Source organism: Streptomyces sp. 4F14, assembly GCF_048159485.1.
Classification (GTDB): Bacteria; Actinomycetota; Actinomycetes; order Streptomycetales; family Streptomycetaceae; genus Streptomyces.
In genome coordinates this window covers 1-14137 of the sequence record NZ_JBLRVY010000025.1, presented here as the reverse complement: position 1 = coordinate 14137, position 14137 = coordinate 1, and the positions used below count along the sequence as shown (strand labels likewise).

Genomic DNA, 14137 nt, shown 5'->3' with positions numbered 1-14137 from the left:
CCGCTGCCGTACGGCGCCGGTGGCCGGCTCCGTCGCCAACAGTTCCGCAAACGCCTGGATGCGGTCGAGCAGGTAGCGTTGCCGCCGAAGGAGTCGAGGGGCGTCGTCCTCGGCGTGCTGCGCGAACTGTTGAGGTGAGCACCTTGCCCGAGGTGAAGTGGATCGAGTCGTCGTGCTCCGGGGAGGGCGCGGCCCTCAGCCGTGCTGCCTTCACCGCCCTCGTGAAGTCCCTGTGAGCCAAGAAGCCGAGCAGATCCGTCACTTCTGGCAGCGGCTCGGACTTCCCGGTCTCGTCGATGTCCACACCCACTTCATGCCCGAGCGCGTCCTCCGCAAAGTGTGGGACTACTTCGACTCCGCCGGCCCCCTCACCGGCATGGACTGGCCCATCACCTACCGCGTCGAGGAAGCCGAACGCACCGCCCTGCTACGGGAGTTCGGCGTCCGCGCCTTCACCGCGATGCTGTACCCGCACAAGCCCGGCATGGCCCGCTGGCTGAACGGGTGGGCCGCGGAGTTCGCCGGGCGTACGCCCGACTGCCTGCACACCTCGACTCTTTTCCCGGAGCCCGGCGTCGAGTTGTACGTCAGGGAGGCCGTCGAGGCGGGGGCGCGGGTGTTCAAGGCGCATGTGCAGGTGGGGGGTTACGACCCCACGGATGAACTGCTCGACCCCGTATGGGGGTTGCTCGCCGAGGCGGGCGTACCGACCGTCATCCACTGCGGGTCGGGGCCCGCACCGGGCAAACACACCGGCCCCGAACCGATCGCCCGCATCCTCGCCCGCCACCCCCGACTCCCCCTGATCATCGCCCACATGGGCATGCCGGAGTACGTGGAGTTCCTCGACCTCGCCGCCCGGTACCCCGAAGTCCGCCTGGACACGACCATGGCGTTCACAGACTTCATGGAGGCCATGACGCCGTACCCGCCCGCCGCCGTGCCCCGCCTCGCGGACCTCGGTGACCGCGTCCTGCTGGGCACGGACTTCCCGAACATCCCGTACCCCTACCTGCACCAGCTCCAGGCACTGGAGGCCCTGGGGCTGGGCGGGGAGTGGCTGCGGGGTGTGTGCCACGACAACGCGGCGGCGTTGTTCGGGCTCTGATCCGTCAGGCGTTCGCCGTCTCGCGGCGCGTCGTCGTCGCGATCGTCGCCGAGCCGACGACCCGCGTCCCGTCGTAGAGGACGATCGCCTGGCCGGGGGCCACGCCACGGACCGGTTCCGTGAACTCCACCTGGAGTTCCCCGGCGACCAGTTCCGCCGTGACCTCGGTCTCGCCGCCGTGGGCGCGGAGCTGAGCCGTGTAGACCGCCGAGCCCGTGGGTACCGTCCCGCACCAGCGGGGCTTGATCGCGGTGAGGGCCGTCACGTCGAGGGCCTCGGCGGGGCCGACCGTCACCGTGTTGTCGACCGGCGAGATGTCGAGGACGTAGCGCGGCTTGCCGTCGGCGGCGGGCGTGCCGATGCGCAGGCCCTTGCGCTGGCCGATCGTGAAGCCGTACGCGCCCTCGTGGGTGCCGAGCTTGGTGCCGGACTCGTCGACGATGTCGCCCTCGGCCTTGCCGAGGCGGTTGGCGAGGAAGCCCTGGGTGTCGCCGTCTGCGATGAAGCAGATGTCGTGGGAGTCGGGCTTCTTGGCGACCGCGAGGCCACGGCGTTCGGCTTCGGCGCGGATCTCGTCCTTCGTCGTCACCGTGTCGCCGAGCGGGAACAGCGCGTGCGCGAGCTGCTTCTCGTCGAGGACTCCGAGGACGTACGACTGGTCCTTCGCCATGTCGCTGGCGCGGTGCAGCTCGCGGGTGCCGTCCTCGCCGATCACGACCTGCGCGTAGTGGCCCGTGCACACCGCGTCGAAGCCGAGGGCGAGCGCCTTGTCGAGGAGCGCCGCGAACTTGATCTTCTCGTTGCAGCGGAGGCAGGGGTTGGGGGTGCGGCCGGCCTCGTACTCGGCGACGAAGTCCTCGACGACGTCCTCGCGGAAGCGGTCGGCGAGGTCCCAGACGTAGAACGGGATGCCGATCACGTCGGCCGCGCGGCGCGCGTCGCGGGAGTCCTCGATCGTGCAACAGCCTCGCGCGCCCGTGCGGAACGATTGTGGGTTCGCCGAGAGGGCGAGGTGGACACCGGTCACGTCGTGGCCGGCTTCCGCTGCTCGGGCAGCGGCAACTGCGGAGTCGACCCCGCCGGACATGGCGGCGAGGACTCGGAGGGGGCGCGCGGTCTCAGTCATAGCCCCTCCAGGGTACGGGGCCCCGGGAACCCGGGCTCACGGATATGCGTTGGGGATCATGTGGGGGCAGTGCGAGAAGGGGTTCCATGGGGTCGAGACAGCGGGAAGGCGAGCGGCGCATCGGGCGGCGGGCGCTGATCTTCGGGGGTGTGGCGGCGGCCGTCGGCGGCGGCGCGGTCCTCGCGCGGGACGACCTGTCGCGGCTGTGGTGGAAGCTGCCCGGGAACCAGCGGCCCCGGGTCGAGGGCGCCGTCGACTTCGCGGGCGCGCGGTGGGTGGAGGCGTCCGACGCGAACTTCCGGTGGGCGGACCGGCCCGACGACTACGACGTCGACATGATCGTCGTCCATGTCACCCAGGGTGACTTCGACAGTGCCGTGAAGGCGTTCCAGGACCCCGGGCACCTGGCCGCCGCGCACTACATCGTCGGCCAGGACGGACGGATCGCCCAGATGATCCGCGAGCTGGACGTCGCGTACCACGCGGGAAACCGGTCGTACAACGAACGCAGCGTGGGCATCGAGCACGAGGGGTTCGTGGACCGGCCGGAGGACCTCACGGATGCCATGTACGCCGCTTCCGCGCGGCTCGCTGCGGGGATCTGCGTGCGGTACGGGATTCCGGTGGACCGGAAGCACATCATCGGGCACGTGGAGGTGCCGGGGACCGATCACACGGATCCCGGGGAGCACTGGGACTGGGACCGGTACCTGAGGCTGGTCGGGGAGGCGAAGGAGGCGTTGGGGAAGGCGGAGGCATAACGACTGGGTAACGCCCGAAGCGTCCGTTGCCTCCCCTGTCGGGAACATGACCTGCGGCGATGTAACCCCCGGATAAACAAGGGAAGTTGAGGGACCAAGCTCCCCCACAGCGCACCCGTGCAACTCCTAACTTCAGCCCAGTGCGCGCACAGACCGCCGCTCCAGGCTCCCCGCCATGACGCACTCCACAGAGCACACGAACAGCGGCAAGGGCGAGCACGCGAAGGTCACCCGGCACGGAAAAGGGCTGCACCGGCGGAAGTTCCTCGGCGGGATGGCGGGCATCGGGTTCGGGGCGGTCGCGGGCGCCGGGACGACGATCGGGCTCCTCGGCGGGACCGGCGGGAACAAGGCGAGCGCCGCGACGAACACGGCGACCCTGACCGTGCCGGACCTGCTGGAGGGGACCACCTCGGGGACGACGACCACGTTCACGCTGGAGGCGCAGACAGGCACGCACGAAGTGGTGAGCGGTGTCTCCAGCACCAGCGCCGGCTACAACGGGAGTTACCTCGGCCCGACCCTGAAGTGGACCAACGGCTCGACCGTCCTGCTGAACATCACCAACAGCCTCGGCGACGACACGACCGTCCACTTCCACGGCGCGCACATCCCCGCCGAGATGGACGGCGGTCCGCAGAACGCGTTCGCCGACGGCAAGACCTGGTCGCCGACGTTCGAGGTGAAGGACGAGGCGAAGACGCTCTGGTACCACCCGCACGCGCTCGGCACGACCGCCGAGCAGGTCGTGCGCGGCCTCGCCGGGATGATCATCGTCGAGGACGACTCGACGACGTCCGCCGCGCTGCCCAGCGACTACGGCGTGGACGACATCCCGATCATCCTCCAGTCGCTGGCCGCCGACAGCAGCGGTGACGTCAAGTACAACCTCTCCGGGTACCTCGGCGGCAGCCTCGTCTATCCGCTCCTGTGCAACGGGGTCAACGTGGACGACACGACGCTCACGTTCACCGCGACCAAGACGCGGACCCGGTTCCGGGTGCTCAACGCCTCCCCCGCCGACATCCTCACCCTCCAGCGCAGCGACGGCGGCACGCTGACGCAGATCGCCACCGACCAGGGGTACTTGGCGTCCGCCGCCGAGGTGACGTCCATCCGGCTCGTCGCCGGCGCGCGCGCCGAGTTCGTCATGGACCTCAGCGACGCCGTGACCCTCCAGACCGTCGTCACGACCGGGTGGGTACGGGGCGGCAGCGGGACGTACGACTTCCTGACCGTCACGCCGAGCGCCTCCGACACGCCCGCCGATCTGCCGTCCGCCCTCAACTCCATCACCCGGTACGACACTTCGTCGTTCACCGCGCGGACCATCACGCTCGGGCAGAGCGGGCTGAACATGACCATCAACGGATCCGTCGGGACGACCATGTCCGGGATGGCGATGATCAGTACGACGCTCGACGCGGAGGAGATCTGGACGATCACCAACGCCACCCAGCTGGAGCACTCCTTCCATCTCCACGACGTGCCCTTCCAGTTGATCGAGATCAACGGGGAGGAGCCGACCGGGGTGGACCTCGGGTGGTTCGACACGTACGAGGTCGTCGGCGGCGGGTCCATCAAGATCGCCATGAAGTTCACGGACTTCACGGACGACACGTACATGTACATGCTGCACTGCCATCTCCTCCAGCACGAGGACGAGGGGATGATGGCGGCGCTGATGGTGACCGAGAGCTGAACTCCGGTGGCGGCGGGGCCTGTTACGTCAGCCCTGCCGCCCTCGCGCGTTCCACCGCCGGGCCGATCGCCTTGGCGACCGCCTCGATGTCGGCCTCGGTCGACGTGTGGCCCAGGGAGAAGCGGAGGGTGCCCCTCGCGAGGTCCGGGTCCGTGCCCACCGCCAGCAGGACGTGGCTCGGCTGCGCCACACCGGCCGTACAGGCGGAGCCCGTCGAGCATTCGATGCCCTGCGCGTCCAGGAGCAGGAGCAGGGAATCGCCCTCGCAGCCCGGGAACGTGAAGTGCGCGTTCGCGGGGAGCCGGCCGGCGCTCGCCGGGTCACCGCCCAGGATCGCGTCCGGAACCGCCGTACGCACCGACTCCACGAGGGTGTCCCGCAGGGTGCCGATCCTGCTCGCGAACAACTCCCTGTTCTGCGCGGCGTGTTGGCCCGCCACCGCGAACGACGCGATTGCCGGGGTGTCCAACGTGCCCGACCTGACGTGGCGTTCCTGGCCGCCGCCGTGCAGGACCGGTACGGGGGTGTACTCGCGGCCCAGCAGGAGGGCGCCGATGCCGTACGGGCCGCCGACCTTGTGGCCCGAGACCGTCATCGCCGCGAGGCCCGACTCCGCGAAGTCCAGGGGGAGTTGGCCGTACGCCTGGACAGCGTCGGCGTGCAGGGGGATGCCGTACTCCGCTGCCACGGCGGCCAGTTCGTGGATCGGCATGATCGTGCCGATCTCGTTGTTCGCCCACATGACCGTGGCCAGGGCCACGTCGTCGGGGTTCCTCGTGATCGCTTCGCGGAGGGCGTCGGGGTGGACTCTGCCGTAGCCGTCCACCGGGAGGTACTCGACCGTCGCGCCCTCGTGGTCCGCGAGCCAGTCGACCGCGTCCAGCACTGCGTGGTGTTCCACGGGGCTGGCGAGTACGCGGGTCTTCTGCGGGTCCGCGTCTCTCCTCGACCAGTACAGGCCCTTGACCGCGAGGTTGTCCGCCTCCGTGCCGCCCGAGGTGAAGACGACCTCGCTGGGGCGGGCGCCGAGGGAGTCCGCCAGGGTTTCCCTCGCTTCCTCGACTGTGCGGCGGGCTCTGCGGCCTGCCGCGTGCAGGGCTGAGGCGTTGCCGGTGACTCCCAGGTGGGCGGTCAGTGCCTCTGCCGCTTGCGGGAGCATCGGGGTGGTTGCGGCGTGGTCGAGGTAGGCCATGGTTCAGCGATTGTACGGGCCGGGGGTGCAGGTGCGGGTTGGCGGGTGGTGCGGCGCGGCTGCTCGCCGTTGGGGGTGAGGTGGGCGGCCGAGTGCGGGTGCGTTGTGGCTGGTCGCGCTCACGCGGCGGTAGCCGCACATCGGCACAGCCCCGCGCCCCCAGGTAGCTGGGGGTGACTGTGTTTTGTTGAGCGCGGGTGGTCCGTCGCGGTCAGAAGCTCCAGGAGATTGACGCGTCTGCCTGCATGAACGCGAACAGGACCACCAGGTCCGCCATGCCCAGCGTCAGGCCCAGGAGGGCTCGGCCTCGGCGAGCTGTGCCTCGGAGCAGGGAGACCGTTGCCAGGACTATCGCTATCGGGCCCAGGAACAGGTTCAGGACCAGGAGGCCCAGCAGGCCCAGGATGAACGACGCCACCGCCATGCCGTCCGGGTCTCGGGGGGTGGTGGTCGAGGTGGGGGTGGGGGGTGCTGTCAGGCGGAGCATCAGGCTTCCCTTCGGGGGCCGGTGGTGCGGCGGCGGGTCGTGCGTTCCCGGATGGCGAAGATCGCCAGCCAGGCCGCTATGACCGTCGCGGCTATCAGCGTGACGCTCAGGGGGGCGTGCGCGACCGTGCCCATGGCTACGCCGAGCAGGAGCAGCGCGGCTACCAGGAACAACATCGGGGGATCCCTTCGCGAGGCTCGTCACAGGTGAGTGAACAGTTGTGGTTACAGTTGTTCACTGACTTAGGAGTCTAGTCCCTGTGGCCGGCTTTGCGATTACGGAGAACAGTTGTTAACTGGAGAGATGAGTCACACGGTCGGCGTCCGCCAGGCGCAGAAGCAGAAGACTCGGCAGGCGTTTCTGGATGCCGCGTTGGAGTTGCTGGAGGAGCAGAGCCTGAGCAGCCTGGGGCTCCGCGAGGTGACTCGGGCCGTGGGGGTGGCGCCTACCGCGTTCTACCGGCACTTCCGGTCTATCCCCGACCTCGGGGTCGCCCTTGTCGAGCAGGCGCTCGGGAGTCTGCATCCGATGATCCGTACGACCGTCATCGCGAGCGATGATCCCGAGCAGCGGATCGCCCGCGCGCTGGAGTTGATCGACGGGCATGTGTCCGCGCACCCCGCGCATGTGCGGTTCATCGCGCGGGAGCGGCATGGTGGGGTGCAGCCCGTTCGGGAGGCGATCCGCGCTCAGCTCGCGCGGTTCGCGGAGGAGGTGCGCGATGAACTCGCGAAGGACTCCGAGGCCGAGGGGTGGAGTGCGGGGGATCTGCTGATGCTGGCTCAGTTGTACGTGGATCAGATGCTGATCGTGGCTTCGTTGTTTCTGGAGACGTTGGATGCGGGGGCTGAGGAGCGGGGGGTTGTGGTGGATCGGGTTGCCCGGCAGATGCGGTTGATCAGTGTTGGGCGGGTGCATTGGAATGCGTAGTGGGGGGCGGGGAGCGCGGGTATGTGCGGCGCCGTTGCGGCTTGTCGCGCCCGCGCGGCGGCAGCCGCACATCGACACAGCCCCGCGCCCCTGAAGGACGGCAGTGTCGCTGTAACTCGGTTGCTCAGCCCTGCTGTTGGGCCTGCCGGCCCTGTGCCGCGCCGCCCGGGCCGCCTCCGCAACCGCCGCCGCCCTGGCTGCCTCCGCCGGGGCCGCCCTGGCCGCCTTGAGCACCCTGGCCGCCCCCCGCCGTCGGCATCCCGGACGGCATCGCCGTCGGACTGCCCGTCGGGGCGCCGCTCGGTGCCCCCGTCGGCATGTTCGTCGGTGCTCCGCTCGGGCGGGCCGTTCCCGTGGGCATGTTCGTCGGGGCCTGGCACTGCTGTTGTGTGGAGTTGCCCGGGGTCGTCGAGGAGGACGAGTCGCTGGAGCCGCAGGCTGCGAGGGCCAAGGGGGAGAGTGCCAGGAGGGCCACTGCGGGGACGAGGCGCGCGCGGTTCATGAGAGACAGCTCCAAGGAGGGTGAGGAAGTCCTGAGGGAGTGAACTCAACCAACGGCGTCTGGGGCTTTGTTGGGGGTCGTCTGTGGGGTGGCTGTTCGATGGGTAAAGCGTTGTTCAAGGTGCCGCGTACAGGGCCGTGAGAGAAGCGAGCGCCTCACGGAGTTGGGCTCGGACCTCCGGCGGGGAGAGGACCTCCACGCGGTCGGAGAACATGAGGAGGTGGCAGGTCGCAGCGAGCTGGTTGTAGGTGAGGCGTACGGTCACCCACTCCCCCGACAGGTCCAACTCCTCCTGTGGAGCAGCCAGTTGCGCTGCCGCGAGGCGCAGGAAGAAGTCGATCCAGTCGCGGCGGACCCGGACGACGACCTCGATCCCGTCCGGGCGTTCCTCGACCTGGCGTCTCAACACCTGCCAGGCGTCGGCGAGTTCGACGCCGGGGCGGCGCTGGACGGGGTCGGCGAGCTGCTTCGCGGACTGGATCCGGTCGGCGCGGAAGAGCTGGGGTCTTCCGCGGCGGTCGGCGACGAGGTACCAGACCCCCGCCTTGGCGACCAGGCCGTACGGGTCGACGGTGTACGTGCGGGGGTCGGTCGTGCCGCTGTGCCGGTAACGCAGGCGCAGGCGGCGGTCCGTGAAGACCGCGTCCTGGAGGATGTCCAGGTCCACGGCCTTCGCCTCGCCGCCCCACCAGCGCGTCGCGTCGACGAGGATGCGGCGGCTGGTGACCTCGGCGGCGGGGCGGTGCGGCGCGGGGAGGGCGGCCATCACCTTCCGCAGGGCGGAACCGAGCGCCGAGTCCAGGCCGAGCGCCTCGTGCGCGCCCTGGGCCGCGAGGACGAACAGGGCGCGGGACTCGTCGGCGGTCAGTCCGGTGACGTCCGTACGGAAGCCCGGCAGGAGGCGGATGCCGCCGTGCCGGCCGCGCTCGGTGTAGACGGGGACGCCCGCCGCCGACAGGGACTCGACGTCGCGGTAGATGGTCCGCTCGGACACCTCCAGCCGCGCGGCCAGTTCGTGTGCGGGGACCTGGTCCCGGGTCTGGAGCAGCAGCAGGATGGAGAGGAGGCGCTCGGATTTCACGGGACCAGCATCCCGCAAAAGCTGACGGCGGGTGTCAGGTTTCGGGGTCAGCATCGGCATACACAGCGGCCGCTACGAAAGGTACGACCATGACTGCCGACCCTCGTTCCCTGTATGCCCAAGCTACCGCCCAGGTGGGGGAGTTGATCGATGCCGTGCGCGGTGAGCAGTTCGGGGCGGGGACGCCGTGTCCGGAGTTCGACGTGCGGGGGCTGTTGTCGCATGTCGTCGGGGTGATGGTGCGGGTCGCCGTGACCGGGGAGGGCGGGGACGGGCTGGTCGTGGAGGCGTTCGTGGACGGGGTGGGGGACGACGAGTGGGGGGTGGTATTCGAGGAGGCGCGTGTTCGGGGTGTGAAGGCGTGGGAGGACGACGCGTCGCTCACCCGGACCGTGCGGGTGCCGTGGGGAGAGGTGCCGGGGACCGCCGCCCTGTCGGGGTATGTCATGGAAATCGCCACGCACACCTGGGACTTGAGCGAGGCCCTCGGGTGGCCTGTGCAACTCTCCGACGAGGTCGGGGAGTTCGCGCTCGCAGCCGCGTTGCGTAACCTCCCCGGACCCCAGCGGCCCGCCGGGATTCCGTTCGGGTCGGCCGTCGAAGCCGCCGAAGGGGCCGACTCCTACGGGAAGTTGGCCGCCTGGACCGGGCGGGAGCCGCTTACGGCAGCGTGACGCGGGCGAGTTGGCGGGACTGGGCCACCAACCGGTCCTCGCTGTCCCAGACTTCCGCGTCCTCCTCCAGGAAGCCGCCCGCGAGGTTGCGGGTGGTGATGGCGACGCGGACCGGGCCGGGTGCGGGCAACGCCCTGATGTGGGCGGTGAGTTCGACGGTGGGGACCCAGCCCTTGATGCCGAGGTCGAAGGCCGTCGGGGGGAGGGCGTCGACGGCGAGGAGGAGGGAGAGGGGGTCGGCGTCGCGGCCGTCGGCGAGGCCGAACCAGGCCCGGGACTCGCCCTTGCCGGAGGGCTGGCCGAGGGCCCAGCCGACGGTCGCGGGGTCGAGCTTGAGCATCACGCGCTGCGCGATGGGCTGCTGGTCGGCGGAGCCGGGGGCGTCCTCGGGGCCGACGCAGTGGGGCAGGGGCGGGAACGCCGGGGGCTTCGCCGAGGTGCGGACGTCGTCGGGGAGGCTCGCGAGGTCGCCGTAGGAGGCGAGGACGCGGATGCGTTCGACTTCGGCGCCTGTCTCGTCGTACTGGAACAGGGATGCCTGGCCCGTCGAGAGGGTGCGGCCGGTGCGGACCGGTTCCGCGCGGACCGTCGCCGGGCCGGGGCGGGAGGCGCTCAGGTAGTGGGCCGAGATCGTGAAGGGGTGGGGGTGCGGGAGGGTCTCGCCGAGGGCGCGGCCGAGGACGGCCAGGAGGTAGCCACCGTTGAGCGCGCCGAAGATCGTCCAGCCCGCCGGGAGGTCGATGTCGTACACACCGGGTACGCCGGGGTCGCGGGGGGTGAGTGTCGTCGCGCGGTCGAACTCGCTGTCTCCGACGGTGGCGGGGGCGGCTGTCTCTGGCATGGGTGAACAGTACAACAGGCGATTACTAAGCGGTAGCTTTACGGCCCGCCCCCGACCCGCCCCCCGGCCCGCCCCGGTGCCGCCCGGCAATTTCTCGGTAAGCGTCCGCACACGTCCGTAAACCTCATGCCCGCATTTTCCCTCTGTAGGGACATGAGCCTTACCGGGACCCCGTTCCTCTACACGCTGATCGCGCTGGCGGTCGTCGCCGTCGTGCTCCCGCTGTTCCTGTGGACGCGGCTGCGCGGACCGCGCGTCCTGCGGGGCGGGGTGCGCTTCCTGATGCTGCTGTTCGCGCAGGGCACGGCCGTCGCACTGGTCTTCACACTCGTCAACAACTCCAACAACCTGTACGACAACTGGTCCGACCTGCTCGGCACCGGATCGCACGTCAACCAGGCCCGTGACCTCGGCGCGAGCGGCACCGGCGGGATATCGGTGAAGAAGCTCCCGAAGGTGAAACAGAAGTTCACCGACGCCGAGGGGCCCGGCATGCGCGCGGCCGGCGGGGTCATGCAGACCGAGCTGAAGGGGCGGGTCTCCGGCGTCACCGCCGAGGTCTACGTCTGGCTGCCCCCGCAGTACAACGACCCCTCCCTCAAGAACATCCACTTCCCCGTCGTCGAGCTCCTCCCCGGCTACCCCGGCTCCGCGAAGGCGTGGTTCGGCTCCCTGCACGCCCACGAGCAGCTCGCCACGCTCATGCGGCAGGGCAAGATCGCGCCGTTCATCCTGGTCGCGCCGCGTACGACGCTCCTCGCGGGCGTCGACACCGGGTGCGCGAACGTCCCGGGCACCGTCAACGCGGACACCTGGCTCAGTGTCGACGTACCGAAGATGGTGACCGACAACTTCCGCGCGCTCCCGGCGCCCAAGGGCTGGGCCGTCGCCGGGTACTCGGCGGGCGCCCACTGCGCGACCAAGCTCGCCATCGCCCACCCCGACCGCTACCGCGCCGCCGTCAGCCTCTCGGGGTACAACGACCCGATCGGCGAGCGCTCCTCGCTGACCGCGCAGGACCCCACCCTGCGGCGTACCACCAACCCCTACTTCATGCTGAAGAACGCGGCCACTCCCCCGGCGGTCTCCCTCTACCAGTCCGGCCAGCCCGGCGACGGGTACGAGGCGGGTCTCGCCCTCAAGAAGGAGGCCAAGGCGCCGACGGTCGTGCACGTCGTCTACATCCCGAAGAAGGTCGGCGGCCACAACATGAAGCTGTGGAAGCCGCAGGTCGTCCCGATGTTCCAGTGGCTGACCGTGCAGATGGGGCTGACGAACGTGAAGGGCGACGGCGACGCCGCAGGTACTACGGGTAGTACGGAGGCGTCCGGCAGCGCGGGCGCCACCGGTTCGGGGACGGGGGCCGCCGGTACCAGGGGTACTACTCCTCTCGAACAGTAGAGCGGCGGTTCCAGGCTCGCGGTGCGCGCCAGTGGTAGTGCATCGCGAGCAGGCGCAGGACGAACGCGGTCGTGGCCGCGAGGCCGCTGGTCAGCGGGGTGAGCGCCTCGTAGTGGATGCAGACCACGACCATCGTCGCGCCCACCATCGCCGGGACCGCGTACAGGTCGCGGTCCCAGCGCAGGAGGGACGGGACCTCGTTGGCGAGGACGTCGCGCAGGACGCCACCGCCCACGCCCGTCGCGAGGCCCAGGGTGGCCGAGGCGGTCAGGCCCAGGCCGTGGTCGTACGCCTTCGTCGTGCCCGCCACGCAGAACAGGCCGAGGCCCGCCGCGTCGAAGACGTTGACCGCGTTCTGGATGCGCTCCACCTCCGGGTGGAGGAAGACGACGATCAGCGCGGCGATCAGCGGGGTCAGGAAGTAGCCCAGGTCCGTGAAGGCCGCCGGGGGGACCGCGCCGATCACCAGGTCCCGGAACAGTCCCCCGCCCAGCGCGGTGACCTCGGCGAGGACGGCGATGCCGAACACGTCGAAGTTCTTGCGGACGGCCAGCAGCGCGCCCGAGAGCGCGAAGACGAAGATGCCGGCGAGGTCCAGGGTGTGCTGGACGGAGGGGCTGAAGATCTGCTGAAGCACCCGCACATTCTTGCTTATCGCCGGGTGTCTTCCTTGCTATGCAAGGAGCTGAGGGGCTACAGGGTCGGTTTCCCTGTCGTGAACAGCCAGGTCTGGAAGAGGTCGTCGAGCTGCTGGCCCGAGATCTTCTCCGCGAGGGCGATGAACTGGGCCGTGTTCGCGTTGCCGTAGCGGTGCTGCTTCGTCCAGGCCGGGAGGAGCTTGAAGAACGCCGCGTCGCCGATGCGTTCGCGCAGGACCTGGAGCGTCATCGCGCCCCGCTGGTAGACCGCCGACGCGAACATCGTGTCGCGCTGCGGGTCGCCCACGGTGACCTGCCAGAACGTGCTGGTCGGCGGGCGGGAGTTGTAGCCCGCGAGGAACGCGTCGTGCGCCGTGCGGGTGCCCTTGTGCTCGTCCCACAGCCACTGGCTGTACGTCGCGAAGCCCTCGTTCAGCCAGATGTCCTTCCAGTGCGCGACGCTCACGGAGTCGCCGAACCACTGGTGGGCCAGTTCGTGCACGATCGTGATCTCGCTGCGGACGGCCGAGTAGACCGGCTTGCTCTGAACCTCCAGGGAGAAGCCCGCTTCCGGCATGTCGTCGACGATCGCGCCGGTCTCCTCGAAGGGGTACGGGCCGAAGACCTGGGACCAGTAGTCGGTGGCCGCGGCCGTCACTCCGTACACGTCGACGCTGTTGCTGTTCGCCAGCACCGGGTCTATCGCCACGTAGATGGGGGTGCCGGCGGGGGTCGTGCCCGTCCGTACGTCGAACTTGCCTATCGTCGCCGTCGCCAGGTACGTCGCCATCGGCTTCGACTCTCGCCAGTGCGTGTACGTCGAGTCGCCCTTGTCGAACGTCGAGATCAGGCGGCCGTTCGAAACCGCCGTCAGGCCCTTGGGAGTTCGGATGCGGATGTCGTACGTCGCCTTGTCCGAGGGGTGGTCGCTGGAGGGGAACCAGGTCGACGCGGCGTTCGGTTCGCAGGCGACGAAGACTCCGTCGGTGGTCTTCATCCAGCCGTAGTCCGAGCCGAAGACGATCGGGCCGCCCAAGGGTTCCGGTACGCCGCCGTACGTCACGCTCACCTTGAACGTGCGGCCCTTCTTGAGGAACTGACGGGGCGTTATCTTGATCTCGTCGCCCTCCCTCGTGAACTTCGCCTTCTTTCCGTTCACTTCGACCCTCGTGACCTCCAACTTCTGGAGGTCCAGGTCGAATCCGGAGAGGTTCTGGGTCGCTCTCGCGGTGACGGTGGTGGTGCCGTCCAGGCGGTCCGTGTCCGGGTTGTACGCGACGCCGAGGTCGTAATGCAGGGCGTCGTAGCCGCCGTTGCCCAACTGGGGGAAGTAGGTGTCGCCTACGCCGTCCGCGCCGGGGGTGGGGGCGGGGGAGGCGGCTACGACGAAGAGGGTGGCGGCTGCCGCGGTGGCTGCGCCTGCCCATGCCGAACGGGAGAGTGCCATGGTCGTCCCTTTCGTACGGTGCCGATGTATCGACGGGGACGACTTTGCAGGGCAGCTTGTGGGCATGTGCATGACTTTGCCAAGTCATGAGGGGCGCTGCGCGACGAGCCACGGGGTGGGTGCAGCCGGTTCGTTGTCGGGTGCGGGTTCGTCGTGGCTTGTCTCGCAGCGCCCCGCGCCCCTGAAAGGACGCGGCTGATCGAAGCCGGCAAGCACGGGTTCATTGCGGTTGGTCGCGCCCGCGCGG

15 protein-coding genes are annotated in these 14137 nt (G+C 69.7%); 6 read left to right on the top strand and 9 right to left on the bottom strand.

Features of this window, described 5'->3' with window-relative positions; translation table 11 throughout:
- Positions 1-232: 232 nt before the first annotated feature.
- Positions 233-1108 carry an amidohydrolase family protein gene (locus ACLZOT_RS34640; protein ID WP_416973120.1) on the top strand — a complete coding sequence of 292 codons (876 nt, stop codon included), beginning with the start codon at positions 233-235 and terminating at the stop codon, positions 1106-1108.
- Positions 1109-1112: 4 nt separating this feature from the next.
- Here the strand turns inward: ACLZOT_RS34640 and mnmA are convergent, their stop codons facing one another.
- On the bottom strand, positions 1113-2234 hold the full coding sequence (gene mnmA / locus ACLZOT_RS34635) for a tRNA 2-thiouridine(34) synthase MnmA (protein ID WP_416973119.1): 1122 nt from the start codon (positions 2232-2234) through the stop codon (positions 1113-1115).
- An 86-nt stretch (positions 2235-2320) separates the two neighbouring features.
- Between mnmA and ACLZOT_RS34630 the strand changes: the two genes are divergently transcribed.
- Both ACLZOT_RS34630 and ACLZOT_RS34625 read left to right on the top strand, forming a co-directional pair.
- A complete protein-coding gene (locus tag ACLZOT_RS34630) occupies positions 2321-2995 on the top strand; it encodes an N-acetylmuramoyl-L-alanine amidase (RefSeq protein ID WP_416973118.1) in 675 nt (224 codons plus the stop codon).
- Between the two features lie 175 nt (positions 2996-3170).
- Positions 3171-4697 carry a multicopper oxidase family protein gene (locus ACLZOT_RS34625; protein ID WP_416973117.1) on the top strand — a complete coding sequence of 509 codons (1527 nt, stop codon included), beginning with the start codon at positions 3171-3173 and terminating at the stop codon, positions 4695-4697.
- A 22-nt stretch (positions 4698-4719) separates the two neighbouring features.
- Here the strand turns inward: ACLZOT_RS34625 and ACLZOT_RS34620 are convergent, their stop codons facing one another.
- The 3 genes from ACLZOT_RS34620 to ACLZOT_RS34610 all read right to left on the bottom strand — a co-directional run bounded on the left by ACLZOT_RS34620 (position 4720) and on the right by ACLZOT_RS34610 (position 6552).
- Positions 4720-5889 carry a cysteine desulfurase family protein gene (locus ACLZOT_RS34620; RefSeq protein ID WP_416973116.1) on the bottom strand — a complete coding sequence of 390 codons (1170 nt, stop codon included), beginning with the start codon at positions 5887-5889 and terminating at the stop codon, positions 4720-4722.
- 211 nt (positions 5890-6100) lie between these two features.
- Positions 6101-6376, bottom strand: coding sequence for a DUF4190 domain-containing protein (locus ACLZOT_RS34615; RefSeq protein ID WP_416973115.1), 276 nt, complete (start codon positions 6374-6376; stop codon positions 6101-6103).
- Positions 6376-6552, bottom strand: coding sequence for a hypothetical protein (locus tag ACLZOT_RS34610; RefSeq protein ID WP_165854455.1), 177 nt, complete (start codon positions 6550-6552; stop codon positions 6376-6378). Before ACLZOT_RS34610 ends, ACLZOT_RS34615 begins: the two co-directional genes overlap by 1 nt.
- Positions 6553-6679: 127 nt before the next feature.
- On the opposite strand from ACLZOT_RS34610, the gene ACLZOT_RS34605 reads away from it, so the two are divergent.
- Positions 6680-7306: a TetR family transcriptional regulator gene (locus ACLZOT_RS34605; protein ID WP_416973114.1), complete on the top strand. Its 627-nt coding sequence runs from the start codon at positions 6680-6682 to the stop codon at positions 7304-7306.
- Positions 7307-7430: 124 nt separating this feature from the next.
- Here the strand turns inward: ACLZOT_RS34605 and ACLZOT_RS34600 are convergent, their stop codons facing one another.
- Both ACLZOT_RS34600 and ACLZOT_RS34595 read right to left on the bottom strand, forming a co-directional pair.
- Positions 7431-7808: a hypothetical protein gene (locus ACLZOT_RS34600; protein WP_416973113.1), complete on the bottom strand. Its 378-nt coding sequence runs from the start codon at positions 7806-7808 to the stop codon at positions 7431-7433.
- Positions 7809-7923: 115 nt separating this feature from the next.
- On the bottom strand, positions 7924-8889 hold the full coding sequence (locus tag ACLZOT_RS34595; protein WP_416973112.1) for a helix-turn-helix transcriptional regulator: 966 nt from the start codon (positions 8887-8889) through the stop codon (positions 7924-7926).
- 89 nt (positions 8890-8978) lie between these two features.
- Between ACLZOT_RS34595 and ACLZOT_RS34590 the strand changes: the two genes are divergently transcribed.
- On the top strand, positions 8979-9563 hold the full coding sequence (locus ACLZOT_RS34590; RefSeq protein WP_416973111.1) for a TIGR03086 family metal-binding protein: 585 nt from the start codon (positions 8979-8981) through the stop codon (positions 9561-9563).
- Here the strand turns inward: ACLZOT_RS34590 and ACLZOT_RS34585 are convergent.
- Positions 9550-10404 (bottom strand): thioesterase family protein, encoded by an 855-nt coding sequence (locus ACLZOT_RS34585; RefSeq protein ID WP_416973110.1) that lies wholly within the window; start codon positions 10402-10404, stop codon positions 9550-9552. The genes ACLZOT_RS34590 and ACLZOT_RS34585 overlap by 14 nt on opposite strands.
- A 153-nt stretch (positions 10405-10557) precedes the next feature.
- On the opposite strand from ACLZOT_RS34585, the gene ACLZOT_RS34580 reads away from it, so the two are divergent.
- Positions 10558-11805, top strand: a complete 1248-nt coding sequence (locus ACLZOT_RS34580) for an alpha/beta hydrolase (RefSeq protein ID WP_416973109.1) — start codon at positions 10558-10560, stop codon at positions 11803-11805.
- On the opposite strand, the gene ACLZOT_RS34575 is transcribed toward ACLZOT_RS34580, so the two are convergent.
- On the bottom strand, positions 11786-12442 hold the full coding sequence (locus tag ACLZOT_RS34575; RefSeq protein ID WP_416973108.1) for a trimeric intracellular cation channel family protein: 657 nt from the start codon (positions 12440-12442) through the stop codon (positions 11786-11788). The genes ACLZOT_RS34580 and ACLZOT_RS34575 overlap by 20 nt on opposite strands.
- 56 nt (positions 12443-12498) lie before the next feature.
- Complete coding sequence (locus tag ACLZOT_RS34570; RefSeq protein ID WP_416973107.1) at positions 12499-13890, bottom strand: M1 family metallopeptidase; 1392 nt, start codon at positions 13888-13890, stop codon at positions 12499-12501.
- Positions 13891-14137 lie beyond the last annotated feature (247 nt).

Excerpts from the sequence above, each read along its gene's own strand:
- mnmA (WP_416973119.1), bottom strand. The coding sequence starts at position 2,234 with ATGACTGAGACCGCGCGCCCCCTCCGAGTCCTCGCCGCCATGTCCGGC.
- ACLZOT_RS34630 (WP_416973118.1), top strand. The coding sequence starts at position 2,321 with ATGGGGTCGAGACAGCGGGAAGGCGAGCGGCGCATCGGGCGGCGGGCG.
- ACLZOT_RS34625 (WP_416973117.1), top strand. The coding sequence starts at position 3,171 with ATGACGCACTCCACAGAGCACACGAACAGCGGCAAGGGCGAGCACGCG.
- ACLZOT_RS34620 (WP_416973116.1), bottom strand. The coding sequence starts at position 5,889 with ATGGCCTACCTCGACCACGCCGCAACCACCCCGATGCTCCCGCAAGCG.
- ACLZOT_RS34615 (WP_416973115.1), bottom strand. The coding sequence starts at position 6,376 with ATGCTCCGCCTGACAGCACCCCCCACCCCCACCTCGACCACCACCCCC.
- ACLZOT_RS34610 (WP_165854455.1), bottom strand. The coding sequence starts at position 6,552 with ATGTTGTTCCTGGTAGCCGCGCTGCTCCTGCTCGGCGTAGCCATGGGC.
- ACLZOT_RS34605 (WP_416973114.1), top strand. The coding sequence starts at position 6,680 with ATGAGTCACACGGTCGGCGTCCGCCAGGCGCAGAAGCAGAAGACTCGG.
- ACLZOT_RS34600 (WP_416973113.1), bottom strand. The coding sequence starts at position 7,808 with ATGAACCGCGCGCGCCTCGTCCCCGCAGTGGCCCTCCTGGCACTCTCC.
- ACLZOT_RS34590 (WP_416973111.1), top strand. The coding sequence starts at position 8,979 with ATGACTGCCGACCCTCGTTCCCTGTATGCCCAAGCTACCGCCCAGGTG.
- ACLZOT_RS34585 (WP_416973110.1), bottom strand. The coding sequence starts at position 10,404 with ATGCCAGAGACAGCCGCCCCCGCCACCGTCGGAGACAGCGAGTTCGAC.
- ACLZOT_RS34580 (WP_416973109.1), top strand. The coding sequence starts at position 10,558 with ATGAGCCTTACCGGGACCCCGTTCCTCTACACGCTGATCGCGCTGGCG.
- ACLZOT_RS34570 (WP_416973107.1), bottom strand. The coding sequence starts at position 13,890 with ATGGCACTCTCCCGTTCGGCATGGGCAGGCGCAGCCACCGCGGCAGCC.